We start from the raw sequence: 24,377 nt of genomic DNA, 5'->3' as shown, positions 1-24,377 counted from the left end.
TGGTCGGTGGCGAAGGCGACATCCAACTGTTCCGCAGCCTTTCCGATCACCCAGAAAGGGAACCCGGTCGTCCGGCTGACCGTGGACGCCGGTTGCCGCGACGAGATTCCCGCCACCTGAGGCGGACCGCCTTTTTGCGGGCCGCAACCCAAGCGCTCTGCGATCCAGAAACATGCGCGCAAGCCGCACAGACATCGGGCTGCAAGGTTCCCAAGCGGCCTTTGCCCATAACCAAAACACGCACGCAAAATGTACGCCAGTTGCGACGGAAGGTTTTGATGCGGACGTTTCCGCCTCCGTTCGAGAGAGTGGTTGTATGTGAGGCGCGGGCGGTCGGTCGGGGAGCTGAGCACCGCCGACCCGGGCGCGCAGATCCGTTTCCACGGGGACTCTGCAGATCATCGTACAAAAGGCCCCGGCCGCCGTTTCCCAACGCTCATCCGGAACGGCCGGCGACTCCAGACAAATACGCCCTCAGGAATGATCGGAACTCTGCATCCGGGGCCCGACCAGTGGTGTGGACCGCGATGGTTCTCGGTACGCCGCCGAGGATTTGATATGCCCTTGTCAGGGCCAGATCGGAGGCAATGCCGGTCTGGTAGCGGTGAGTTCGGAGCTTCTGGTAGGTCAGCATCCGCGGCTTGCCCCAGGGGATGCCTGTTTGGGCGGGCACGATCTGCGAGAGGAACGTCCAGTTGGCGGTGTTCGACAACGTCCCGTAGGCCGGAGGAATGAAATGTACTCCGTTCGCCGTCTTGCCGTCGACATAGGCCAATACCGCGACCGACACGGCGTCGTGGTTGGCCAAGTGCGACGAGGCGATGACGATCCAGGAATCGGGTGTGGCGAGCGTGCCGACATCGGGACCGACGTTGAGAAGGACCTGCTCGGCCAGGGTGATGACCAATCGCAGGCGTTGGCGGATATCCGGGATGTAGTTGACCTCGACGTACTTCTCGTGAAAGCTGCCGGCCTCGAAGTGCATCTGGAACCGGCTGTCATCGCGAAGCCAGCCCACCGCTATTTTGTGACCGTGCGTGTAGCCGGCCAGGACGTGCGACGCAAGTCGCGGCAGGTAGATGATGTGGTCGACCTCGCGGATGATCCTGGCCACGTATGGTGGCTCCCGCCAGTGTGGGTTGTCGAACGGCAGCGAGGCCTGGAAGTATCCCGTTTCGTAGCCGTAGTCATCGAAGAAGCACGGCCTGGCACCCGAATCGACGATGGCTTCATGGAGGCCGTTCTTTCGCATCAGGGTCTCGGTGGAGCCGTGCCGCTTGTCTCCATCGACCAGCCGAACGTATTCGACCCCGCCCTGGTCGCCGACGAGCACGCGTCCGGCCCCGCGGTCCAGCAGTTCGGTCACGATCGCGCGCACGGCGTTCGGCGAGGTGGCGGCCGGGTGCGGATGCGCCGAGTTCGATGACAGCTTGACGAAGACGGAATCGCCGCGCCTCAGCCATGACCAGTCCAATTGGCGGCAGGCGTTGCGGACCGCCATTTGCGGGCTCGACTGGCCGTCTCGCGGAAACAGACCGAGAACCACCTTGTCGGGCGAATCAGGATCACTTGGTGCGTCTGCCGGATGATTGTTGGTCAGGGTTACGCCCACCGGCTGCATGCAACCTGAGACAAGCGCCGCTGATGCGATTGCGGCCGCGCCGTGTTTCAATAGCTTGCGCCTGCTGATCTGCTCGTTCACGTTTTGAATTCCTCGGATCTCCTCGTGGTTGACAGATTCCCTCAGTCCTCGTGCCTGCATGAAAAGACATCAGTCTCTCGATCGTCGCCGAGGTATCTTCCGCTGCAGCCCTCGGTGACCCGTCCGGCCGTGGTGCTTGCGCGGCGTCATTTGATGGTTGCCGGTATCCGCCGGCGTTGTTTTCGCCCGACGTTCCGGATGGGGCTTGTAGTTCTTCAGAAGATTGACTTCCGAAGAAGTCAGAGGCCGGAATTCTCCGGGCCCCAGCCCGCGAAGCGACAGCGGCCCGATCCGGATGCGGATGAGTTTGCGGACCGCGTGGCCGATCTTGGCCAGAACGCGGCGGACCTCGCGGTTTCGGCCCTCACGCAGCGTGATTTCGACGACGCTCTGGTCTCGGGCGGCATGGATGACGGTTGCCTCCGAGACGCGGGTCTTGCCTTCCGCCAGCCAGACACCCTTTCGCAGCTCATCGAGCTGTTCCCGGGTGATCAGCCCGTTGACATGGGCACGATAGGTCTTGGGTATGCCATGACGAGGGTGGGTCAATCGCTGGGCCAGTTCGCCGTCGTTGGTCATCAATAACAGGCCGGTGGTGTCGGCATCCAGCCTTCCGACCGGAAAAACGCGTTCGCGGACGCCGCCGAGAAGATCGACGGCCCGGGGCCGTCCGTCAGGGTCGTAGTTCGTGCAATGCACACCTTTGGGTTTGTGCAGGAGGAAATAGACCTTGCGCTGGGCCCGCAGCGGCCGACCGTCAACGGCGATCTTGTCGACGTCGGGATCGACGAGCACAGGTAACGAATGAACCTTGCGAGCGTTAACCGACACCCGGCCGTCGAGGATGATCTGTTCACATTCTCTACGCGAGGCCAGGCCCGCCGCCGCGAGCACTTTCTGGAGTCTTTCCTTCGGCATGTATCCTTCCCTCGCGGTCCGCTTTCTTCGCGGCGAGCGGATTGTCAGCCCATCGGGATTGGCCGACGTCGCATTCGCTGACGGTCGCGCATGTACCTTCGCGCATCTTGCCCGCGCGATCGATGACATCCGTTTTCAACAATATCGTAGTGTCCCACCGCCGGCCAGGGCAACAGTCGAGCTGCCGTCTGTTTCTGCCCGTGCCTGAGGTTGCGAAGCGGCAAAGGGCATGCGCGGCAGAGCGGGCAAGGAACTCATGGGTTATCGCCGTTCACGACGTCTTCGAGGTATTGCATCGGGTTGTCGCTGTTGGCGGCGGCGGAGAAGAGGTCAAGGGCCCGTGACCAATCGCGGCCAACCAGCTCAAACGCCTGTTCGAAGAGCCGCTGGTTGCTGTAGTATCGCCGGTCGACGACCAGGAAAGCGTTGTTCAACAGGTTTTCGGTGTAGGCGTGGTAGTCTTCGGGGAAATGCATCAGCGGAAGGGCTTCTTCCGCGAAGCGGCGGCGCCAGGCTTCGAAAACGCCCACTCGCGCCGCGATTTTCTGCTCAGACGATAGGTCGCTACCGTAAAGGTCGTTCAGCTCCTCGGTCAGGTCGCGCAGAAACAACCTGAAGACGTCGTCGTCCTCGTACGCCTCGAGGGTTTCCCTGATCAGAGGCGAATCCTGTCCAAACTCAACCGCCAGGAACTCGACGGCCACGGTCCGACCGACAAAAACGGCCAATGATTCGCTGAAGGTGATGTCCTTCATACTCATGACCGTGTTATGCGTCAATTCGTGGGCTACGGTGTCCGCCAAGGTGCCGTAGCTTCGTTCGAGCAGCCGAGAGGTCATCGGATCGGGCAGAAAAGGGATCGCAAAGGCGTCCACTTCATACATGAAGGTGTCATATCCGGCGGCGACCAGCCGGTCTTTTTCAGAAAATGCTTTGTCCAGATTAAAGAAGCCGAGGTAGGGAAGAGGGCCGGCGAAGGGGACGTACCAGTAGTAGGGTGTAATCGCGTCTTTTCTCGAAGCGGTCAGGTTCCAGGCAAGCGCTTGGCCATGGAGGTTGACGAAGGTCTGGAAGTTGTTGCCCACCTCGAGTCCGACCACGTCGCGGCAGTAGTCCCTTGCTCGCAGGAGGAAGGCGAGCTTGTCTTTCTGTTCCTCTGAGAGCGTCGGATCGTTCAGGGCCCACTCGACAGGAACCCGCCGACCGAGGAAAGCCAACTCACCAATGACTACCGAGGGGATGTAGCCGAGGGGCCATCCTCCACAACCGGCGGTCAATGCAAGGGTTGCACTCATCAAGCCGACCGACAGTCGGCGGGCAATCACATACCGGGCCATTCAGGCAACTCCCTCAGTGGCAGCGGGACGCGCTGATTATAGCGGGTCACCACGTGGCGGAGATCGCCGGCAGCCGGCTCCACCGTCACAACCGCACCGAATGCTGGAAGAAAATCCTGACTCCGATCAGGATCAACATGAGCCCGCCCAGGACTTCGGCGGCTTTTCCGTATCTTCCTAAGATCTTGTTGGCAAAAGTGATACCGATGGCGCTGAAGGCGCAGGCGACCAGCCCGATGATCACCGAGGGCAGCCAGATGGTGACGTTGAGGAACGCGGTGCTCAGGCCGACGGCCAAAGCGTCGATGCTGGTTGCCACGGAGAGGGTGACCAGGAGCCAACCTCGCGTCGGGTCCGACTGCGTGCGCTGGTCTTGCCTCTCGAATGCCCCGAACAGCATTCTGCCGCCGATGAAGCACAGCAGTCCGCAGGCCAACCAGTGATCCCAATCGGCGACATAGCCCGCGACTCTGGAGCCGGCCCACCAGCCGATGACCGGCATCATGAATTGGAAGAGGCCGAAGTGCCAAGCGATGCGAAAAACGTGCCGGGGCGTGACCTTGCCGACGGTCAAGCCGACCGCGATGGAAACGGCAAATGCGTCCATCGCCAAGCCGACGGCCATTCCCCATATGGACAACCATTCCAACAGATGATCTCCCGCGAGTTCCTGTTTCGAAGTCGCCGGATGCCGCCGCATCCTTCCGATTCGCAGGACAGTCTCAGGCGAAGTGCGTCGGAAGGCAAGTCGTTTCGGTCACTGGCTGCCGAGAACCGGCGGTTTGCGAGAGGTCGGCGGTGCGTCACCGGGCTCGTTCGATGGTCGACACAATCCGCCAGACGGTTTGAAGATGGATACCGACGTTGACAGTAACCGCTCCATCATCGGTGCGAAGCGGTCGGTTCGCACCGGCAATGAATCGATCGAGACCCGACATGGCAAACACGAGCCCCGGGTTTTTCTGCATTCGCAGGCCGACGGTTTCGCCGTCATCGAGGGGCAGATCTTCGATCTGCATCCAGAGTTGGCGATGGGCTTCGATGCGGGCTGCTCGCTCAGCCCAGTCGGTGGCGCCTGTGTCATTGGTCGCGTCCGAGGGTGCCCTGCCGGCCCCTTGGACCACCAGGAAGCGGTCGGCCCAGTCGGGCCGCGGCGGTTCGGTTCCTTTCTTCAGCGGCGGCTTGTACGCGCTCGGTACAGGCGGGGTGACGGCATACCCTTCCGCCTCCAGATTGTCGGTAGCAGGGAAATCGACGGACTTGAAAAGCTCGCTTCGTTCGAAACCATCGACGGCACGGCCGGCGTCCTGCAACAGCCTGAGCAGTTCGGGTTGCGTGAGCTTCATCGTGACGCGGCACACACCTGTTGGGTCAAATACCGCCTCTCCAGCGGGCGCTTCTTTGAGCAGGCTGTTTACGGCGACTTTGAGCTTCTTCTCGCGATGCAGGATGAATCCCAGCTCACGGCCGTCCGGCAGTTTGCAGTACCCCATGCGAACGAGCATGGCCGCGCGTGCATCGGCGGCCGCGGCTTTTTGGGCTAGCGCCGTTTGCCAGGGACTGCAGTGCCGCCAACCGAGCTGTTCGTTCACGAGGCTGCTCGAAGGCAGATATCGGCCGGTGGCGAGGACGGCGGGCGGATTCGACTTGGCCCAGGTGATGGTCATGTCGGGCGGGCCGTTCGCGTTTCTCAATCGGTTTTGGATGAGGTCTTCCAGTGTGCGGTCGAGAGCCGAAACCGGCAACCAGGCATCGACTTCGAGCAATCCGCGGGCGTGGCGGTACGGATGCCAGGATTGGCACTTCTGACGTAGCGCCGACCGGACGGCCAGCTCGTCATCTGCTGAGCGGCCCAAGACGCAGCGGAGTTCCTGTCCGGTATTCAGGCGGAGTTTCCCGACCTCTTCAAACAGATGTTCAAACGAATCATCCACGGCGCGGTCGCGATCGGCGACGGCGCGGGTGGGTCGCGACTGGGCTGGTGTGGGCGTCGGGAAAGCGATCAGCAGTGCCGCGATGTTCAATACCGCGAGCCACAGGCGGGCGCCATGAGGCGTCACTGGTTCAGATCGGTTGGCATGAGCGCGTCGGGCCATGACGTCTACGTCTCTCGCATACCTGCCCGGTTGAAGCCGGCATCCTGGCGGGGCGTGTCGCAGGGCCGGTGGAGTGATTGCCTGGCGATCCGTAAATGCTGTATCGGAAAAGCCCTGAGAGCCCATCATAATGACGGTGGCTTTGTCCGGGCTGTCAAGCGACGCCGTGTTCCTGCGTGACGGCTTGCCGCCTGGAGGCGTTGAGTCCGCACGCCGAGGCTCAGTTATACGGACCGGCCGCCGGAGGCGACAGATTGAATGCCCGCGCTTATCAAGGCGTCGATCGCCAGTGCTGATATGGGCGATTTCGGCCAAGATGCGGTGGAGAGCCGGGTTGGCGGTTCATCGGGCGGTCAGACGCCACGTTTGGGTCTGGTATTGTCCGATGCAACCTGTGACGAAAACTGAGCAACCTGCACGGGCCCGAGACAGAAGCGGCGGCACTCCTCGCGGCTGACCGCCTTCAGGCGTTCTCGTTCTCTTCGTCCTCGTCCTGGTCTATCTTCCATCGATCAGCCTCGTCGATCTCGTTGATCTCTCGTTCCATATGCCGGAACATTTTTTCCTGAAGCGGAGCCAGTCGACGATACATGGCGACCGTTGCCTGATATGACTGGACCATCATGTCGAGCTTGATCAACTGCCATTTGACGAGGCATTCGGGTTCTTTGATGGTGCTGAACGGGTCGCATTTGAAGCCGACTTGGCCTGCCGGGCCCCGGACGAAGAATTCGCACTCGCTGCATTGGATCATGATTTGCTCCCCGGTCTCTTGCCGCATTTGCCGGTCGTCTCAAGGCGCCGACCGGTGATCATTATACATCCGCAAGCCGAAAGGTGTGCAATTGCGGCGTCTCATTCGTTGTGCAAAGGGGGCAAGGGGCCGGCCGGGTGGGTGCGGCCTGTTGACCCGGTCTGTCTCGGCTGCGGCTTTGGGGACCGACCTGAACCTGAATCATTGGGGGGCTTGAAGAGCCGGGAGCGCGACGGACCGGTTGTTCTGCGCATGTGTTGTCTTCTGAGCGTGGCAGGTCATCAGCAGCGCAACGGGCGCGAACATCACACCTGTCACGATTGCGTTGATCAACAACAGATAAGGAATCGCATCGAGGCTGTTGACCCAAGTGACGAACGGATGGTCGGCTGCCGGGACCGCAAAGAAGGCGTAATTCACGTTGAGCGCCGGCGATACGGCTACCCGGCAGGTAACGCTGAGCAGCAGGAAGAGAAGCGAAGCCGCCGGCAGCGCCAGCCGGGAGAACGAACCGTGCCGCCAGACGATCACCAACAACAGCGGAGCGAGGTAGAAATGATGGGCGGTCGCGATTCGAGTCCAAGTGTCGGTGGTCAGAATGTAGGCCGTAGCTCCCAGTGGAAACCAACCGAGCAGCAGCCCGGAGAGGCTGTCTATGAGCCAGAACGTATGCGGCAGGGCAACGGCGGTACAGGCTATTGCCACCAGGCGGACGGACTGTGTGACCAGCCCGAGGCCTGCGAGAAGGAGGCTGATGTGGCAAAGCCACAAGACCTCTCCTGGTGACTGTCTGACCAAATTGATAAGCCCGACCACGTACGCGAAGTGCAGCAACAGTGCGGCCCCGATCCACCGGCCGAACCGGGTGCCAATAGGCCGCGTCGGCAGGAAGGTCTGGTGGGCCACGGTGTCCTCAACTTTCCGAGGGGCGATCCGTAACAATCCCAACACCAAGCTATCAACCTCCATGCTACACCAGCAACAGCCTGATGCCAAGTTTTTGCCGCGTCACCAAGGCAGTACCAGCCAAGACGGGAAGAAAGAGAGGGTTCCGGGGGAAGCGTCGCGCGTCGCGCACGGCTCATTACCGAACCGGTAATGGTCCGTGGGAGGTCAGTTCACGATCATGGGCAGGGTGCGACAGATGTTTTCCGGATCGCCGCAGAGTTCCTCGATGGTTCGCTGGAGGTAGATGGGGGCCCGCTTCTGCCAGCGGGCAAATTCTTCCTCGGTCCATTGACCGGCGGTGGCCGGGTTGTCGACACAGGTCTTCCGCGCGTCGTGCCGGCATTGTTCCTGGATGATGCGGCAGGTGTGCTCCAGTTGAGCCGGCCGACGCTGTTCGGCCTCGATCAGCCATCCGGTGGTCTTGCGCAGGTTGCTGCATCGACGGGCCAAGCCTTGCTGGATTTCGCGTTCTCCGCAGGGGGCACAACAGGCGGCGGGAAACAAGGCGACCACGAGAACCAACGGTAATCGACGTTTCATTGACGGACTCCAACATCGGCCGAGTCGCCCCGAGCGCCATGCGCTGAGCGGGGCGGTTTCCTCGCTCCGTAGGGATTATACCGACAAGCTGGGCCGGCGCCGCCCAAGTACGAGCCGGGGGTGACCGGTTGCTGTTGGGTGATCCTAAGGCGGATCGCCTTTTTGCGGGCCGCGGCCCAAGCGTTCTGCGATCCGGAAACATGCGCGCAAGCTGCACACATATCCGGCCGTAAGGTTCTAACCATCGGCCAGGTCACGGCTTATCCCAGCGTCGCAGACGGCGGCGTTGGGGGAAGGACGGCAAATACGGAATACCGAGAATGGGGTGTCGTTGCGAACGACGAAACACGCCGGCGGTGGTGTTTCGGTGCGTGCCAAGAGACTCGGGAGGAAGGCCGCTCCCTGGTCTGCATACCGATGTCCCTGGTCGGTTCTGTGCAACTGGAGGGTTCCGTCTTTCCGGCGGCCGGCGGTCGGGCCGGTCGGGTATTACGCTTGCGGTCCCGAGTTGTCTTGTCTGCGGCGGAGTTCGGCCAGTTCGCGTTTGGTGGCCTCGAGATCGAAGGCCATGTACTTCATCTTGACCCGCCAGTCGTCCAGAAGGTACCGCAGCTTGGAGAAGTTCATCTTGAGATCCGACTGCCGCTGCAAAGTCTCATGGAGGAGCCTGAGCAATGGCTCGCGCTGGTCTTCGGGAAGGGTCTCGATTTTGCGGCGGGCTTCCTCGATCCGCACGGCAAATACTTCGTCGGTCATGGGGCTCTCTCCCTTCCCGGCCGTTGGGCAGTGATTGCTGTCGCACCAACGACGCTACTTCAATTTTATGATTGCGTGCAGGGCAGGGTCAAGAAAAAACGGGTCTCGCGGAGATGGTCCGATAGGGTGTGGAGACTGCCGGTCTGGAACGTCCATTGGTCCGCAGCGGCAGGCGCCGCCACAAGAGCCCAAGACCCTCACAGTTGCGGTATCGGACCCTCGGGGGTCCACATGACGCGCAGGTTCCTGGGCAGCGGCACGGGGGCAGACGGGACGGGCTTGTTGAGCATTTTGACGGCTGCGCCGGGTTCTTTTGTGAAGACCATGACTCCGGCTTTGCCCATCACGTCTTTGGCGGCCGCGGGGTCCTCCGCGTGCTCTCCCTCGGGCCACCAACCCTTGTAGGGCAGCAGCTTGACCTTGGGGTGGGCGCGGATGCGCTCGGCGTTGCCGGCGTTGACTTCGACGACGTGATCCCAGATGTCCGCCTCCTCGAACATATGAATGATGTCATCCTGCAAACCCGCTTCCTTGACGTCCAAGTGCAGGAGCATGCAGCGTTGTCGGGCCAGCACGATGAAGGCCGCCAGCGTGGGCACGCGGGTATTCTTGTCGGCGGTGCCGAAGGTTTTGGTCATGCCGCGGCTGAGGATTTCGTAGTAGGTCATATCTTTGAGCTTGCCCTCGCCCGGGATCATGCGGCCGGCGGTATCGTCGTGATGCAAATAGAGCACGCCGTCTTTGCTTCGGCGGATGTCGATTTCGACGCCGTCGGCCCCGCGATCCATCGCGGCGGCGTAGGCCTCCAGGGTATTCTCGGGGGCCGCTGTGCGGTCACCTCGATGGACCATCACCGGCGTGCCTTGGCGGCGCGCGGCGATCTTGTTGTGTCTGAGGGCCCGCTGCTCGTCGGACTCGGGCGGGATCTGGTTGATATAGCCGAGAACCGGTTTGCCCTCAGCTTTGTCATCCGGGGCGGCCTGCGGTTTCTCGGCAGGCTTCGGCGGGGCCGGTTTCTTCACTGTAACGGCCATTCCCTGATCACTGACCTTGAGGAACAGGGTCTCGAGATCCGGGTTCTTCGTGACCGCCTCGATGTATTCCTTCATTTGTGAACCAAGATTCGTGGTGTTGTGAGCCAGGATCAGCCCGTTGGGCCGGACCAGCGGCAAGAGCTTGTTGAGGTAATCAAAGTAGCCGGGTTTTTCGGCGTCGATGAAGACCATGTCGATCGGTCCCTTGAGCCGTGAGATCTCCTTATGGGCATCGCCTTCGACCAGCGTGACGATGGACTCGACGCCGGCCCGCTTGAAGTTCTCGCGGGCCAAGGCCGCCCGACCGGCGTCGATTTCGAAAGTGGTGAGCTTGCCGCCGGTGCTTTGCAGCGCCAGACAGATCCAGAGGCCCGAATAGCCGTTCGAGGTGCCGATCTCGACGACATGTTTGGCGTTGGCGGCCAAGGCCATGAATCGAAGCAGGCGGGCGTCTTCGATGGGGACGTTCATCATCCCTGCGCGCTTGGTGTCGAGATCCTTGAGCACCTCGGCAATCCGGGCTTCATCGGCGCGGATGGGGAAGGGCTGTGACGTGTCTTGAGCTTTCAGCGCCGAGGTGCCGAGCAAGCAACCCACGGCGGCAATGATGATCAACCGACCGGCGCAATTGGTCCGATTCATGGTTTTCTCCGATTGAGTAGCAGGATCCGGCCCCCGACCGCGTTGCTGGGTGGCCGTCGGTCATCATCATATCGTTTCGCGACAAGACCGCGAGTTCGAGGGTCTTGGATCCGTCAGGCAGGACAACCGATACCGGGCAAAGGGGGATGGGATATTGACTAAGTATCTGTCCTTAAAAGGGTTAAGTCTCTCCGGGTATTCGCCTGTGGTTGCCTGACGGCACCGTTCCCTTTGCTGAGACGGCGGTGGCAGCGTTGGCTTTCGCGAAGTCTGCGCCGCAGCAAGGGAGCTGTAGGTGGCACTTGGTCGGGCAAGAAGGACCGGCAGAGGCGATCCGCCAGTGGCATCCCGTGCTTGCGCTTGGGGTTCCGCAAGAGCTACCCCAATCGACATCGAACTGGCCTGCGGGGCATTTACAAGGGTGGCCGTGCCGACTATACTTGCAGGATCGGGGTAGGTGGCGTACGAGAAGAGGGTTGCGAACGTTTGAGGAAGTTCAGCCGAGAAGGAAAGGATCAGTTTCCGTATGATTAAGGTGAAGGCCCGTGGCAACGAATCCCTGGAGCAGATGCTCCGCCGGTTCAAGAAGATGTGCGAGAAGGAAGGCCTCACCAAGGAAATCAAACGGACGGCCTACTATGAGAAGCCCAGCGAGCGCCGGCGGCGGCGGATCCGCAAGTCGGTGAAGCGAGTCGAGCGACCTATGGGTCGGTGAGAGCATCGAGAGCGGCTTCAGGACTGCACGGCAAACGGGCCAACAGGCGAAGTGCCCCGGGTGGCAGAGCTCGGGGTGGTTCGTTTTTACGGCTCTTTCATCCTGCCGCACCGCGCGCGAGAAAGTGTTTCAGTTCACATGCGGCCTCGGCCGCCACGTCGATGGTCTTGTCAATGTCCTCCTCGGTATGAGCCAGCGACAGGAACCACGGATGCGGTGTTGCGAACACGCCTCGGCGCTGGATCGCCGCACAAAACTGCTTGAGGACTTCGTCGCGAAGCTCCTTTGGGCAGGGGGTCGGATCGGTTTCGTCGGCGGGCTTGAGCACGGGCATGGGGGCGAATCCGACGAACTTGATCGGCAGCTCTTGTTCGCGAGCGAGACGGTTGAGCCCGTTCATGAGCCGCCGGCCGAGCCGCCAGAAGTGGTCAATGCCGTCCCGTTCTTTCAGAACGCGGATGGTTGTCAGCGCAGCCACGACGGACAACAAGTCGCCGTGAAAGGTTGCGGCCATGTGGGTGTCGGTTCGCTTTTCGAGGATGCTCCGCTTTCCAACGACCACGGCGGCCGGATAGCCGTTGCACATGGCTTTTCCGAAGGTTGCGAGATCGGGCTCGGCGCCGAACCGCGGGCCTGCGCCCTCCAGGCCGAAGCGGAAGCCGGTCTTGATTTCGTCGAGGATGAAGACGGCGCCGTGCTCATCGCAGAGCTGCCGCACACCGGGGAAGTAATCGGGCGAGGGGCCGTTGTCCTGTACCGATTCGACCAGCACGGCGGCGACCTGGCCCGGCGCGGTTTCGAGCATATTGCGCAGGGCCGGAAGATCGTTGTACGGAACGGCGACGCTCAGCTCCCGGTTAAACCTGGGAACGCCGGGATTGTCCGGCACGCACCAGTCGAGCCAGCCGTGATAACCGCATCGAATGATCCGTTCACGACCGGTGTGAGCCCTCGCGCAGCGGATGGCGCCCATGGTGGCCGCGGACCCGCCCACGAAGAACATGACCATCTCGGCGCAGGGGATGGTCTGGATAAGCATCTCGGCCAGTTCGATCTCGAGCGGATGTTCGATGCTGAAGACCGTGCCCTCCTCCATCTGCCGCCGCACTGCTTGGTTAACTTCGGGGTCGCAGTGTCCGAGGACAATCGGGCCGTAGCCCAGCAGGTAGTCGAGGTACTCGTTGCCATCGACGTCCCAGAACCGGGCCCCCTTGCCTCTGGCGGCGAACGAGGGCCCGCCGAGTTTCATGATGTCCACGGGCCTCTTGTGGGCCTGCCCGCCCCCGACGATGCATTGGCAGGATCGCTCCCAAAGACGTCGGGATTCTTTGTTGCGAGTCTCGATCAAGTTCGAATCGGACATTTCGGCCACCCCTGATGAAACTACCACCTGACTGACTGCTGAATTGTCGTGATCGTAACCAGTGCCGTGCCCGTTGGCCATCGCGATGGAGAGTTGGCGGGGCGGCGCGGGGTTGTTGTCCGCGGCCTTGCCCGCCGGTTCGAGGACGATATAGTGTTTCGTTCCACACCCGCCGGACGCGGTTCAGCGGCCGAGGCCCTGGCCCGACCGGCGGAAAGCAGACCTGCCCTGGAGAGCTAGCGTGCTGCGCAAAGAACCCATACCGACCGCTCCGGAATTCACTGTATTGGAGAGAATCCGCGTCCACATTTGTGCTGATGACGCCGAGGCCGCGCGAGAGGTCACGAGAATCATTGCCGACCTGATTCGCCAGAACAATGCGAACAGCCGCAAGACGGTTCTCGGGCTGGCGACCGGCAACACGCCGATCAACGTCTACCGGGAGCTGATTCGACTGCACCAGCAGGAAAGCCTTGATTTCTCGCGAGTCGTGACCTTTAACCTCGATGAGTATTACCCTATGAGGCCGGACAGCATTCAGAGTTACCGGCGCTGGATGCAGGAAAACCTGTTCGACCACATCAACGTCAAACCGGAAAACATCCACATCCCTGACGGCTCAATTCCCGAGTCGGAGGTGTCGGCCTATTGTGAGCGATACGAGGAGATGATCGAACAGGCAGGCGGAATCGATATTCAGATTCTGGGCATTGGCCGCACCGGTCATATCGGCTTCAACGAGCCCGGCTCGCTGATCGACTCGCGGACGCGGCTTATCGATCTTGACGCCGTGACCCGCCGGGATGCCGCGGCGGACTTTTTCGGCGAGGCGAACGTACCGCACCGAGCGATTACCATGGGCGTGGGGACGATCCTGAAAGCCCGGCGGATTCTGATGCTGGCCTTCGGCGAGCAAAAGGCCCCGATCATCCGCCGGACCGTCGAAGGGCCGGTCACGCACGCCGTTCCGGCCACGTTCCTACAGAACCATCCGAACGCCGAGATCTTTATCGACCGGGGGGCTGCCGGCGATCTGACGCGGGTTGAATCGCCGTGGTTGCTCGGGGAAATCGAATGGACGCCGGAGAATCAGCTTCGCGCGGTGATCTGGCTCAGCCTGAAGACCGGCAAGAGCATTCTGAAGCTGGATCCGGAGGACTACAGCGGGAATCATCTTTCCTCGCTTGTGCGGGCGGTCGGTTCGGCCGACCGGCTCAACCATCGGACTCATCGACGGCTCTCGGCAACGATCGTCACCAAGAATCTGATGGCGACGAAGCGGAGGATGCTCTGTTTCAGCCCGCACCCGGATGACGACGTGATCAGCATGGGCGGCACGTTGACCCGGCTCGTGCAAAGGGAGAACGAGGTTCATGTGGCTTACATGACCAACGGCAGCATAGCCGTGGCCGACGATCACGCACTGCAATTGCTGGACTTCTGGTCGGACCTGAATCACACCTTCAAGCTCGACACCGAGTCGACCGCGATGTTCTATGACAAGGTGCACAGATTTCTGGCGGACAAAGAGCCGGGCGAAGTGGACAGCTTCGAGGTACAGGAAATCAAGAGGCTGATTCGCGAGTCTGAGGCTCTTGCGGCGTGCCGGTCGATGGGCATACCGACGCAGAACGCCCATTTTCTCGACCTGCCGTTCTACCAGACCGGTGAAGTGCGGAAGCGTCCCATCAGCGAGCAGGATATCGAGATTGTTGCCGGGTTGATGCGTGCCATACGCCCTGACTGGGTGTTTGTGGCCGGCGAGCTGTCGGATCCGCACGGAACGCACCGGTTGTGTGCGGAGGCCATTTTCGCGGCCCTGAGGCGGCTGAGCCCGGAGGAGAAGCCGGTGCAGGTCTGGCTGTATCGCGGGGCATGGCAGGAGTGGGAGCCGGACGTGATCGACGTGGTGATACCGTTTTCGCGAACGGAGTTGATGCACAAGATTTTCGCGATCTTCAAGCACCAGTCGCAGAAGGACAAGGCCCTTTTTCCCGGCCCGTATGACGATCGCGAGTTCTGGCAGCGGGCCGAGGCGCGGAACACCGAGACGGCGGCGATTTTCAACAAGCTCGGCCTGCCGGAGTACTATGCGATGGAAGCCTTCGTCCGGTACGATGAATTCTGAGAAAAGCGGTCCGCTCTCAACGATCAGCTTTGGAAAGAGAAAGGCGGGGGCGCTCAGGCTCGCGCCTCACCTGTTCAGGGCGGTTTCCGGCGGCTGCTTGTTCTCGCGGTTGGGGCGCCCGCGACTATGGGTGCTTACCCTTGTGTCGTGGCTTGCCCGTGCGCGGAGTTCGGTTCTGTCGGGGTCCTCGCCCAATTCCTTCACAAGCCGGGTATGCATTTCTCGAATCCGGGTTTGCATCGCCGGATCAGGCGCGAGATTGCGCAGTTCGCCGGGATCGGCCTTGAGGTCGTACAATTCCCGCTCGGCCGGATGTTTTTCGTCGGCGGGCGTATGATAGACGTACTTGTATCCTCCGGTCCGCAGCATCGCGTATCCTGAGGCGATGTTGTGAGCGTAGTACTCGCTGACCGCCAGGTCCTTCCACTCGGTCTGAGGGTCGTCCATCCATGAGCACATCGAGTCGCCGTCCCAGTCAGTCGGGGCCTTGGCGCCGCCGATCTCGGCGATGGTCTGCACGAGGTCGACCAGTGAGCAGGCCTTGTCGCGTTTCTGGCCTCCGGGCCAGCGCTTCGGCCATGAGATGATCAGCGGTACGCGGGCCGCTGAATCGAACATGCAGTTCTTCCACCACAGGCCGTGTTCCCCCAGGTTCTCCCCGTGATCGGTGGTGTAGATGATCACTGTGTCCTCGGCCAGTCCGCTTGCCTCCAGAGCCGTCAGCACCTTGCCGATTTCCCCATCCAGCCATTGGGTGAGGCCGTAGTACAGCTCGCGTCCGCGACGGACGGTATCCTCCGGCAGGCCGATCAGCTCGAAGCCGACGCGGAGGTGACGGTAGTTGCGAGGCAGCGTGTCGAGGTAGCCGGGCGGAATCTCGGGCATGGGTACCTTGTCTCTGTAAGGTTGCCAATAGCGGGCGGGCACAATCAGCGGGAAATGCGGAGCCAGATAGCCGACGAGCAGGAAAAAGGGCTTGTCGGTTTTTTTCCGGCCGGCGAGGAAGCGGGTGACTCCGGCCGTGACCTCGCGGTCATGGTTAAGGGGCCCCGAGCTGTCACCCGGACGGAACTGATCGAAGCGTCCGGAGATCGTTCCGGACGGTGCGAGATCATCCGGCCTTCGACGCCCCAGAGCGCCGCTCTTGGTTCCCCGATTGGTGTCGGCCTTGCCAAGCTCGGCAAAACCGTAGCGGTGCTCGGAGTCGTAGTGCATCTTGCCGCACAAGAAAGACTCATAGCCGGCCGCATTGAGAATGTGCGGAAGCGAGGGCGTGTCATCAGGCGGAAGTCTGGCGCTGTTGCTCCAGACGTCGATATGACTGATGTACTTGCCGAGGGTGAATGACAGGCGAGCCGGCGCACATAGCGGCGACGTCGTGTAGGCGGCGTCGAACAAAACGCCTCGTTCGGCCAACCGGTCGAGATTCGGCGTATGGGCGATCCTGTTGCCGGCGCAGCCCATCACCGAGGCGTTGTGCTCGTCGGACATGATCACCAGTATGTTCGGCTGCCGGACCCGCCGCGCGTCCGTTTGACCGAATGTCGGCGACACCACAACGGCTAACGCCGCAACCGCGAGCGCCACCGTCAGCCCTGTCCATCTCGTTTGCCGATGTCCCTGATTCGCCATGACGTACCCTCCCGGTTGCATGAAAGCGTCGAATACTACCCTGCACCGCACTCAAGATTACTAGGTTACTTCCATGCCCGGCCTTCAAAAACACAAGATTGTTTCCATGCGCAGCACTTAAAAATGCGCGGTTATCACCCAGCGCAACACTTGAGAATCCAAGGTTAGCTATTCACAGATCATGATCTACATTGACACTGACGATACGGTCCGGCGGTATCGGTCGCAGCAACTCATTAAGCACAAATGGCTTATAGTAATTCCCAGGAACCCGCGGCCCGGCTCAGGCCTCCGGGTCGGTATTCTGCCCGATACCTTGGCCATTTATCGGTTTCAGATTGCACGACCACGCCCGCCGGCGGGTCATCCGGCTCTCGCCCCAGTCGCACCGCGCCTCCCTCGTGCTCGGTCGGGCGGAGTCGGATATGCTTAGCCCTGGCAAGGAGAAAAACACGCCATGCTGACCGACAACATCCTGAATCTGATCGGCAACACCCCCCTGCTGCGTCTGAAGGGAGAGAATATCTACGCCAAAGCGGAGTTTCTGAACCCCGGCGGTTCAATCAAGGATCGGGTGGCCCTGGCCATGCTGGAAGGAGCCGAGCGGGACGGCCAGCTCAAACGGGATTCGATCATTGTCGAGCCGACCTCCGGCAACACCGGAATCGGCGTGGCCCTGGTGGGGCGGCTCAAGGGCTACAAGGTCCGGATCGTCATGCCGGAAGGCATGAGCGAGGAGCGGAAGAAGCTCATCAAGGCTCTGGGGGCGGAACTGATCCTGACGCCGGACAAGGAGAGTATTGGCGGGGCCGTGCGCCGCGTCGCCGAGATGGCGGCGGAGGATGCGCGGGTGTTCGTTCCGCAGCAGTTCGAGAACCCTGAGAATCCGCGAATCCACTACACCGAGACGGCCCGGGAGCTTTGGCGGCAGATGAACGGCGATATCGCGTGTTTTGTGGCCGGTGTCGGCAGCGGCGGGACGCTACAAGGGGTGGGCAAGTTCCTTCGCGAGCACAAGCCGGACGTGCGGCTGGTGGCGGTTGAGCCGAAGAATGCTTCTGCCTTGCTCGGTCACGAGCCGGGCCTGCATCAGATCCAGGGCATCGGTGACGGCTTCATCCCGGCCATTCTGGACGTGAAGCTGATCGATGAGGTGATCGAGGTTACCGACGAGGACGCGATCGAGACGACTCGGCAGCTCGGTCGTGATTTCGGTTTATTGGTGGGCATCTCATCCGGTGCCAATGTCTGGGCGGCTCGACAACTGGCCAAACGGGTCACAGGCAACATTGCCACAGTACTGCCAGACCGTGCGGAGCGCTATTTCAGCACGGCGCTACTGTGAGAAGAAGCTATTAGCTGTCAGCTTTCGGCGATCAGCTTCAGATGGTTTGCCCTTGTTGTCCGGCTCCCGGAATGGAGACGGAGAGACCCTCAGCAAACGGAGTCGGCCGGCCCTTTGTCGTCTCCGTTGGCTCCTGTCTGGTCTATCCTTGCCGCGTTTTTCGGACCATCTCCCCCTTCCCAGCCGTCAACGCGCCTGTTTGGTTACCTCGCCAGTTCGTTTGACACCTGATTGAAGAACTTGATGCACTGGGCGACTTCGGCGATGTTGTCGGCCGGGTTGGTCTCGTACTCGATGGAGAAGACGCCGCGGAACTTCTGGTGGGCCAGTTCGGCCAGGACGCCGCTGAGATTGGCGACGCCGGTCCCCCAGACCACGTCGTGGGCCTTGGGATCGGGTTTCTCGATATCCTTGAGGTGCAAGGAGACGATTCGCCCCCTGCATTTGCGGACGGCCTCGACGGTGTCGAGTCCCGAGCGGGCCCAATGGCCGGTGTCGGCGCAGAGCCCGATCCACTTGCTGCGGTTCTGGACCATCTTGAGCACCTCGTCGGGGTTCCAGTTCCGGTATTCGGGCTTGTTGACGTCCCTCCAATGGTTGTGAATGGCGACGTAAACCTTGTACTGGCCAGCCAGCTTGTCAACCAGAGCCAAGTCCCCGGGGTCCGGCTCGCAGACGATGTACTCAATGCCCAGGTCCTTGCAGAATTCGAAGGTCCGTCGGGTTGCGGCCTCATCCTTGCCGATCACCTGGACGTAGCAGCCCACGACCTTGACGCCCGTCTCGTTGAGCTTGTTCTTGAGAGCTTGGCGAGCCTCGGGAGGAGCGGTTTCGTCGAACTTTGCATCGCCGCACGGCCCGCCGATCTTGTGCCACGAAAACTCCTCGAGATACTCGAGACCCAGCGCCTTGGTCTTGTCGACGGCCTCGAAGACGGTGAACTGTCGGAAGGTGTAGCTCATCATCGCCAGCCGCCAGTGGGGCATTCTTTTGTCACATTCTGGTTCACCCATTCTGATCTCCGAGCAGCCGGTCACTGCCGCCGCCGCGGCCAGCAATGTTGCCGCCATCAGATTCTTGGTCATCGACTTGTCCTCCACATCGAAGGTTGAACACTCGTCTCACCCGGTCAAGCTGGAATATAACGGCGCCGCTTCCATCCGCGCAAGGCTGTTCCTGCCGGCAGCGCCGGAGATTCACGACCGTGAGGATACATGAAGGGGGCCCGGCATTCCAGATTATCGGGCCTGCCGGCGGTCCGTGTATCCCTGGCACACAAGGCGGTTTGGTGTCGCAACCGGGTGCTACAAGCGACGATGTTCTCGCAGGATTTGGATCAGCTTGGCCAACTCGGGTGGCGGCGGCGCTTCCAGCTCCATCTGAGCCTCGGAGATCGGGTGCTTGAAGCGAATGCGGTAGGCGTGCAGTGCCTGCTGGCTGGTGATGGGCTCGTCGCTGCCCTGGCCGGTGAGGCTGAGTTCGGACACGTGGTGCCCGCCGTAGAAGGTGTCGCCAGCCATCGGGTGGCCGATGTAGGACATGTGGACGCGCAACTGGTGCGTGCGGCCGGTCCTCGGATGCAGATGGGCCAGCGCATAGCCCCTGAACCGTTCGACGATTTCGTACTCGGTGACGGCCTCCTTGAGCAGCCTGGATCGCCAACGGTGATGGGAGGGTGGGATGATATACCGGTCCTTGATGACGTTGTGGGCGGCGAGGGGAGCATTGATGACGTCGCTGTCCAGTTCGGGGTTGCCCTCGACCACGCCGAGATAGGTTTTGCGGACGAGGCGTCGCTCAAACTGAATGGCCAGCCGCCAATGAGCTTCGTCGGTCTTGGCCACGAGCATGATGCCGGTGGTGTTCTTGTCCAGTCGATGAACGATGCCGGGACGGAAGGGGTCGTCGCCGTGGCTGAGTTGCCTGGCATAGTAGGCCAGTCCGTTGGCGATGGTGCCGGTCTGCGTACCACAGGAGGGGTGAACGATGATTCCCTTGGGCTTGTTGATCGCCAGCATGACCTCGTCTTCGTAGATGATGTCCAGTGGTATCGGCTCGGGGATGATTTCATAGGGCTCGGGCGGGGGGATGACCAGATCGATCCGGTCGCCGGCCTCGGGTTCATAGCTGGCCTTGGTCGGTTTGCGGTTGACGGTGATGACGCCCTGTTTGATCAGACGCTGGATGGTCGTTCGCGACATCCGCTGGAACCGGCCGTGGAGATATTTGTCCAGCCTTCGTCCGGGGAGCCGCCGCCGGATGTAGATGGTGACCGCTTGAGCCTCCTCGCTGTCCACATCCAGCGGTCGGTCGGCCAGTTCGGGATTGAGAATCACGTCGTCGTCGTTGTCATCGTGCAACTCGGCCAAAGGCGGTCACCTCGTGTCGAACCATCGTGTGTGTTGGGGTACTATTCTCCCCTCGCACCATCATAACAGGCTCTGGTTGATATTGATAAAGACCATACGGCAGGTCTCGGTCGCTGCGGCGACCTCGATGTTGCCCTACGATGTGGTGCCGCCGGTTTTCACCCATGTGGAAGGGAATCAGCGCGGCAGGCGAGCACTGTCGAAGTCCGGGGTCGGGGTGCAGGCCTGCCACTCGATCACATTCATTCCCAAGAGGTCGGTGGTCGAGCCGGGCAGGATGGTCCAATCGGCCCCCAAATCGACTTGAATCCAGATCGAGCCATAGATGCCGCACGCATAATCAGGCGCGAACGCACCGGAACAGGAAGCCGTGTACTCAAGGTCGAATGGCGGCTCGACGGTCAACCAGGCGGTCTTTCCGTCCATCGAATCCAGCCCACCGGTGTCGCCTGGTGAGATGGAGATCTCGTTGAAGGCCCGTGTGTTGCCGCCCGACCACGTGCACTGCGACGTGCCGAACATGGGGTCCGGGTCGCTGGCATTGCCGCTGATTGACCAGGTTACCACCGAACCGTCCGGATCCCAGTTGGCGCTGAACGCGGAGTCGGGCGGGTCCCAGACGGACCACCCCTCGCGGTTTCCGGCGGCGATGGCCCGGGCGCTGAGCCGGTAGGTGACCTCGAAGTTGCACGTGCCGAAAGCGTTGGTGGTGGAAGCCGGGTGTATCTTGATGACCAGCGGGTTCCATCGAAGGAGATCTCGCGGCGGGCACCTTCGCCCTTCCATCACCAGGGACATGGGGCCATAGCGTAAGCCAGGCAGCGCGAACTCCCATTCACCGTTGTTAGCGGTCCCGATATTGACCGAGCCACCGGAGAACTCGAGCTCGGCGTTGTCCGCGCAGCGGGCGGCCATTTTGACCTTACCGTCGCCGCGCGTTTCGAAGGTTTCAATGGCCGGCGCAAGCATGAGCTGGTTGAAGCCGTAGAGTGTATCCCCGCCGGCGGTCAGTCGGGCGGTCGTAATTGGGTCGAGGTTGAAGCCTCTCCTCTCCAGGGCGTCCAGGGCGTTGCCGACCGTCTGGGGAGGCACCGGCGGGTCGTACTTGTCGAGCAAAGGATAGATGGTCTTGATGCCGCCCGAGTCGTCGGTCTGGACAATCGCGAACTGCTCGTTGCTACCCGTCATGAGCTGAAACAGATTGAGCATGGCTCGCGCCGAAATGCCATAGTGGACACGCTGGTCCCAGCCGACGGTGACCGAGCCGTAAGACTTCTCGCTCATCAGATCGGCCCACGGGCTGCCGTCCGGCGTGAAGGAGCGGCACGCGCTGAGACACAAGAGGGCGTAATCCGGGAACTTGCCCGTATTATGGCGGCGCACGAAGTTGGGGGTGACACCGAAGAAGCGATAGGTCACGGGAGGCAGTCCCTTTCGTTTGACGGTGGGGAAGCGGATCTTGAGCCGGCCGCACTCCAAGTCTTCCTTGTATTGCGTGATGAGATCCTGAGTCACCTCGGTGGTGGTCTGGAGCACGGCTTCGGCCCCGATCAGGCCGCATGCGGGTAGGTTCTGCTTCAGGACGAGGTTGTAGAAGGTATTGGCGGCCGAGTCCCAAGTCGTCTCAGCGGAGCTCCGCCGGCCGCCGTGGGCCTCAATGAAGATCACGCTGTATTGGCTCATGTTCTCGAAGAATGTCAAGTCGGCGTCGACGACTTGTACGTCGTAGCCGCACGCTTCGAGCATGGTTTTCATTGGCGTCCTGACGTCCTGTAGGGGCCGCGTGACATAGAGTGAATTGGCGAGGACGGCCCTGTTGTTGGCCGGCAGCTTGTACGACGTCCAGCCTGCTTGAGCGATGGAGAAGGGCGAGTCTCTTGCCGAGGTGGCGAGGCCGTGAGGTCGGACCGGCGCGACCGCGCACGCGAGGCTTGACGCCGCAGTCGCCTGGACCGCAGGCAGCGTGAGCTCGGTTTCTTCCTCGTCGATCACCTCGTAGACGCATTCAAGACCGGATTCAAAGAGGGCCCAGGCGGTCCGGCCGTCCTCGTCGGCCACGGCGACCACGATACTCGGGTTGGCTCTGAGCGTATGCACCAGGGAATCGACCGCTTCCTGAGTCGAAGCACCTCCTTTGATCGCCTCTGTGAGTGCCTGACTTGCGTCTTGGGCGTCGGAGGTGTCAGCGAGCATGTCGCCCGAAGTGAAGCCACTGCCAGGGGCAGCGCACAGGGCGGCCAGACAAAGGGGTACAAGCAGGCCAAGCAGAACAATGATTTGGGACGGTCTTGCGTACATGAAGGTGATCTCCATATCGAAGATGCGCGTTTAGCCCCGCCAGCCGACGTGCCCCTGGGATTCGTGACGGGGCATGGCGCAGGACCGTAACCCCCCAGTATACAGCAGTCCTGCCCCGGTTGAACCTGTTCTGATACGTGATTTCCCGGATGGTCTTGGTTGATCATCCGGTCAATGCGTTTGCGGTTGAAGGAGAAAAGACTGCAAGAGAACGGCCCGCCAGTAGAGGGGCAACCGGGGTTGGTCCTATAAAAACCGCACTTTTGTCCGGCAGCGCCGGAAACGTCGCCTGTCCCGGCTGGCTCAGGCCGCGCACAGGCTGCGAGCCAGTTCGACGGCGGAGGCAGCGTCGGCGGCATAGCCGTCGGCGCCGATCTCATTGGCATACTGCTGGGTGACGGGGGCGCCGCCGATCATGGTCTTGATCTTGAGGCCGGAGGCTTTGGCTGCTTGAACAACCTGGGACATGTAAGGCATGGTAGTGGTCAGAAGGGCACTCATGCCGATGAGGCCGGCGCCTTTGTCTTTGGCCGCGGCGATGAACTTCTCGGCCGAGACATCGGTGCCCAGATCGATGACCTCGTACCCGCCGCCCTGGAGCATCATGGCGACGAGGTTCTTGCCAATGTCGTGCAGGTCGCCCTTGACGGTGCCGAGGACCACTTTGCCCGCCGGCTGGGCCCCCGAGGCCGCCAGTTTGGGCCTGAGGATTTCCATACCCCCGCGCATTGCCCGGGCGCTGATCAGGACTTCGGGAACGTAGATCAGGTTTTTGCGGAACCGTTCTCCGACCACCGACATGCCGGCGACGAGCCCTTCGTTCAACACGGTGACAGGCGATACTCCTTCGTCAAGGGCCGCTTGGACCTTGGCCCTCACCTCATCCTGCTTGCCGCGAATCAGCGAAATTGCCAAACCCTCAAGATCTGCCATGAGCGATGCTCCAAACCGACCTATCCGCCGATCAGCGAATCGGGCCTGAACCTCTCTGAATGCCGGCCGAGCCACTCGGCCGGGTACGCGGGCGGCACCCGCCCGGCCAGGGACGGCGAAATCAGGGAGATAACGTATCGAACCGGCCGGATGGTGTCAACGAGCCCGCGCCGGCAGGCCAGTGGCCGGGGAAACACGACGTCGTCCGCGATAAGGTGGCTCAGTTTCGCACCGGCTCATCTCCTCGGCCATGTTGGCATTTCCAGCAGAGCTCGAAGTTGCCTGGTACCTCCTCCGAGCAGTTTGGACACGTCCAAGGCCGGCCGGTTTTCTCGGTTGCCTCGGCGATGGCCGCGAGGGCATCAAGATAGTAGTCCCGGCGCACGCGGAGCTGTTTGCTCACCCCTCCGAGGAACACGTCGGTTCCCCGGGCGCCGAGAGTTCCTCTGGCCTCTGTGATCATGCAGGGGATGCCCAACGAGCGGAGGTGCGAGAAGATGAGCATGGTCTCGGTTGCTGACGCGCCTACGGCCACTTCGCCCCAAGGCTCGGGTGGGATGTAATCGGTGAGACTGAACTCCCGGCCGCACTCCGGGCACTGGTCGCCCGGTAGTCCTCTGAGCGGATAGCCGCACCCGTTGCATTCCAGACCGAGCTGAGGCACGGGCCGAGTCCGGGCGGTGATCTCCGGGGGCCGCAACGGCGTCGTGTCGGTCACGAGTTCGTCGATGTTGAACTCAGCGCCGCATTCCGGGCAACGATGCTCCGGAAGGCCGCGAAGCGGGTAGGCGCACTTCGGACAGTTCACGTCCAGCCATTGCGGAATTGGCAAAGATCGGTAGGCGCCGAGGTCCATACTCATCATCC

Annotated in this window: 20 protein-coding genes; 3 read left to right on the top strand and 17 right to left on the bottom strand. The window is 61.6% G+C overall.

Going from position 1 to position 24,377, the window contains the following annotated elements; translation table 11 throughout:
- Positions 1–436: 436 nt before the first annotated feature.
- The 10 genes from PLL20_01510 to PLL20_01465 form a co-directional block, all read right to left on the bottom strand.
- Positions 437–1,702, bottom strand: coding sequence for a DUF362 domain-containing protein (locus PLL20_01510; protein HPD28642.1), 1,266 nt, complete (start codon positions 1,700–1,702; stop codon positions 437–439).
- Positions 1,703–1,771: 69 nt separating this feature from the next.
- Positions 1,772–2,620 carry a pseudouridine synthase gene (locus PLL20_01505; GenBank protein ID HPD28641.1) on the bottom strand — a complete coding sequence of 283 codons (849 nt, stop codon included), beginning with the start codon at positions 2,618–2,620 and terminating at the stop codon, positions 1,772–1,774.
- A gap of 254 nt (positions 2,621–2,874) precedes the next feature.
- The gene (locus PLL20_01500) at positions 2,875–3,957 is read right to left on the bottom strand and encodes an aminopeptidase (GenBank protein HPD28640.1); all 1,083 of its coding nucleotides are present in this window, start codon (positions 3,955–3,957) and stop codon (positions 2,875–2,877) included.
- An 85-nt stretch (positions 3,958–4,042) separates the two neighbouring features.
- Positions 4,043–4,606: a manganese efflux pump MntP family protein gene (locus PLL20_01495; protein HPD28639.1), complete on the bottom strand. Its 564-nt coding sequence runs from the start codon at positions 4,604–4,606 to the stop codon at positions 4,043–4,045.
- A 154-nt stretch (positions 4,607–4,760) separates the two neighbouring features.
- Positions 4,761–6,017, bottom strand: coding sequence for a hypothetical protein (locus PLL20_01490; protein ID HPD28638.1), 1,257 nt, complete (start codon positions 6,015–6,017; stop codon positions 4,761–4,763).
- Positions 6,018–6,516: 499 nt separating this feature from the next.
- A complete protein-coding gene (locus PLL20_01485; GenBank protein HPD28637.1) occupies positions 6,517–6,807 on the bottom strand; it encodes a hypothetical protein in 291 nt (96 codons plus the stop codon).
- 201 nt (positions 6,808–7,008) lie between these two features.
- Positions 7,009–7,761: a hypothetical protein gene (locus PLL20_01480; protein HPD28636.1), complete on the bottom strand. Its 753-nt coding sequence runs from the start codon at positions 7,759–7,761 to the stop codon at positions 7,009–7,011.
- 159 nt (positions 7,762–7,920) lie between these two features.
- Positions 7,921–8,295 carry a hypothetical protein gene (locus PLL20_01475; protein ID HPD28635.1) on the bottom strand — a complete coding sequence of 125 codons (375 nt, stop codon included), beginning with the start codon at positions 8,293–8,295 and terminating at the stop codon, positions 7,921–7,923.
- A 489-nt stretch (positions 8,296–8,784) separates the two neighbouring features.
- Complete coding sequence (locus PLL20_01470) at positions 8,785–9,051, bottom strand: hypothetical protein (GenBank protein ID HPD28634.1); 267 nt, start codon at positions 9,049–9,051, stop codon at positions 8,785–8,787.
- A gap of 197 nt (positions 9,052–9,248) precedes the next feature.
- The gene (locus PLL20_01465) at positions 9,249–10,727 is read right to left on the bottom strand and encodes a glycerophosphodiester phosphodiesterase family protein (protein ID HPD28633.1); all 1,479 of its coding nucleotides are present in this window, start codon (positions 10,725–10,727) and stop codon (positions 9,249–9,251) included.
- Positions 10,728–11,253: 526 nt separating this feature from the next.
- Here PLL20_01465 and rpsU point away from each other — a divergent pair.
- Positions 11,254–11,442 carry a 30S ribosomal protein S21 gene (gene rpsU / locus PLL20_01460; protein ID HPD28632.1) on the top strand — a complete coding sequence of 63 codons (189 nt, stop codon included), beginning with the start codon at positions 11,254–11,256 and terminating at the stop codon, positions 11,440–11,442.
- 97 nt (positions 11,443–11,539) lie between these two features.
- Here rpsU and PLL20_01455 read toward each other — a convergent pair whose 3' ends face one another.
- A complete protein-coding gene (locus PLL20_01455) occupies positions 11,540–12,805 on the bottom strand; it encodes an aminotransferase class III-fold pyridoxal phosphate-dependent enzyme (protein HPD28631.1) in 1,266 nt (421 codons plus the stop codon).
- A 241-nt stretch (positions 12,806–13,046) separates the two neighbouring features.
- Between PLL20_01455 and nagB the strand changes: the two genes are divergently transcribed.
- Complete coding sequence (nagB, locus tag PLL20_01450; GenBank protein ID HPD28630.1) at positions 13,047–14,933, top strand: glucosamine-6-phosphate deaminase; 1,887 nt, start codon at positions 13,047–13,049, stop codon at positions 14,931–14,933.
- Between the two features lie 66 nt (positions 14,934–14,999).
- On the opposite strand, the gene PLL20_01445 is transcribed toward nagB, so the two are convergent.
- Positions 15,000–16,565, bottom strand: a complete 1,566-nt coding sequence (locus PLL20_01445; protein ID HPD28629.1) for a sulfatase-like hydrolase/transferase — start codon at positions 16,563–16,565, stop codon at positions 15,000–15,002.
- 457 nt (positions 16,566–17,022) lie between these two features.
- On the opposite strand from PLL20_01445, the gene cysK reads away from it, so the two are divergent.
- The gene (gene cysK, locus PLL20_01440; GenBank protein ID HPD28628.1) at positions 17,023–17,910 is read left to right on the top strand and encodes a cysteine synthase A; all 888 of its coding nucleotides are present in this window, start codon (positions 17,023–17,025) and stop codon (positions 17,908–17,910) included.
- 203 nt (positions 17,911–18,113) lie between these two features.
- Here cysK and PLL20_01435 read toward each other — a convergent pair whose 3' ends face one another.
- The 5 genes from PLL20_01435 to PLL20_01415 form a co-directional block, all read right to left on the bottom strand.
- Positions 18,114–18,995, bottom strand: a complete 882-nt coding sequence (locus PLL20_01435) for a sugar phosphate isomerase/epimerase family protein (GenBank protein ID HPD28627.1) — start codon at positions 18,993–18,995, stop codon at positions 18,114–18,116.
- Positions 18,996–19,214: 219 nt separating this feature from the next.
- Positions 19,215–20,279 carry an RluA family pseudouridine synthase gene (locus PLL20_01430; GenBank protein HPD28626.1) on the bottom strand — a complete coding sequence of 355 codons (1,065 nt, stop codon included), beginning with the start codon at positions 20,277–20,279 and terminating at the stop codon, positions 19,215–19,217.
- A 177-nt stretch (positions 20,280–20,456) separates the two neighbouring features.
- Positions 20,457–22,577: a hypothetical protein gene (locus PLL20_01425; protein ID HPD28625.1), complete on the bottom strand. Its 2,121-nt coding sequence runs from the start codon at positions 22,575–22,577 to the stop codon at positions 20,457–20,459.
- 303 nt (positions 22,578–22,880) lie between these two features.
- Complete coding sequence (locus tag PLL20_01420) at positions 22,881–23,510, bottom strand: corrinoid protein (protein ID HPD28624.1); 630 nt, start codon at positions 23,508–23,510, stop codon at positions 22,881–22,883.
- A 220-nt stretch (positions 23,511–23,730) separates the two neighbouring features.
- Positions 23,731–24,366: a hypothetical protein gene (locus PLL20_01415; GenBank protein HPD28623.1), complete on the bottom strand. Its 636-nt coding sequence runs from the start codon at positions 24,364–24,366 to the stop codon at positions 23,731–23,733.
- Between the last annotated feature and the right edge of the window lie 11 nt (positions 24,367–24,377).

Source organism: Phycisphaerae bacterium (assembly GCA_035384605.1).
Taxonomy (GTDB): Bacteria; Planctomycetota; Phycisphaerae; order UBA1845; family PWPN01; genus JAUCQB01.
Note: the sequence above shows the minus strand (reverse complement) of the source record. Positions and strands in the feature narration are given on the sequence as shown.

Coding starts and splice junctions, on each gene's coding strand:
- PLL20_01470 (HPD28634.1), bottom strand. CDS start 9,051: ATGACCGACGAAGTATTTGCCGTGCGGATCGAGGAAGCCCGCCGCAAA.
- PLL20_01475 (HPD28635.1), bottom strand. CDS start 8,295: ATGAAACGTCGATTACCGTTGGTTCTCGTGGTCGCCTTGTTTCCCGCC.
- cysK (HPD28628.1), top strand. CDS start 17,023: ATGCTGACCGACAACATCCTGAATCTGATCGGCAACACCCCCCTGCTG.
- PLL20_01500 (HPD28640.1), bottom strand. CDS start 3,957: ATGGCCCGGTATGTGATTGCCCGCCGACTGTCGGTCGGCTTGATGAGT.
- PLL20_01445 (HPD28629.1), bottom strand. CDS start 16,565: ATGGCGAATCAGGGACATCGGCAAACGAGATGGACAGGGCTGACGGTG.
- PLL20_01455 (HPD28631.1), bottom strand. CDS start 12,805: ATGTCCGATTCGAACTTGATCGAGACTCGCAACAAAGAATCCCGACGT.
- PLL20_01465 (HPD28633.1), bottom strand. CDS start 10,727: ATGAATCGGACCAATTGCGCCGGTCGGTTGATCATCATTGCCGCCGTG.
- PLL20_01485 (HPD28637.1), bottom strand. CDS start 6,807: ATGATCCAATGCAGCGAGTGCGAATTCTTCGTCCGGGGCCCGGCAGGC.
- PLL20_01435 (HPD28627.1), bottom strand. CDS start 18,995: ATGACCAAGAATCTGATGGCGGCAACATTGCTGGCCGCGGCGGCGGCA.
- PLL20_01420 (HPD28624.1), bottom strand. CDS start 23,510: ATGGCAGATCTTGAGGGTTTGGCAATTTCGCTGATTCGCGGCAAGCAG.
- PLL20_01415 (HPD28623.1), bottom strand. CDS start 24,366: ATGGACCTCGGCGCCTACCGATCTTTGCCAATTCCGCAATGGCTGGAC.
- rpsU (HPD28632.1), top strand. CDS start 11,254: ATGATTAAGGTGAAGGCCCGTGGCAACGAATCCCTGGAGCAGATGCTC.
- PLL20_01425 (HPD28625.1), bottom strand. CDS start 22,577: ATGTACGCAAGACCGTCCCAAATCATTGTTCTGCTTGGCCTGCTTGTA.
- PLL20_01505 (HPD28641.1), bottom strand. CDS start 2,620: ATGCCGAAGGAAAGACTCCAGAAAGTGCTCGCGGCGGCGGGCCTGGCC.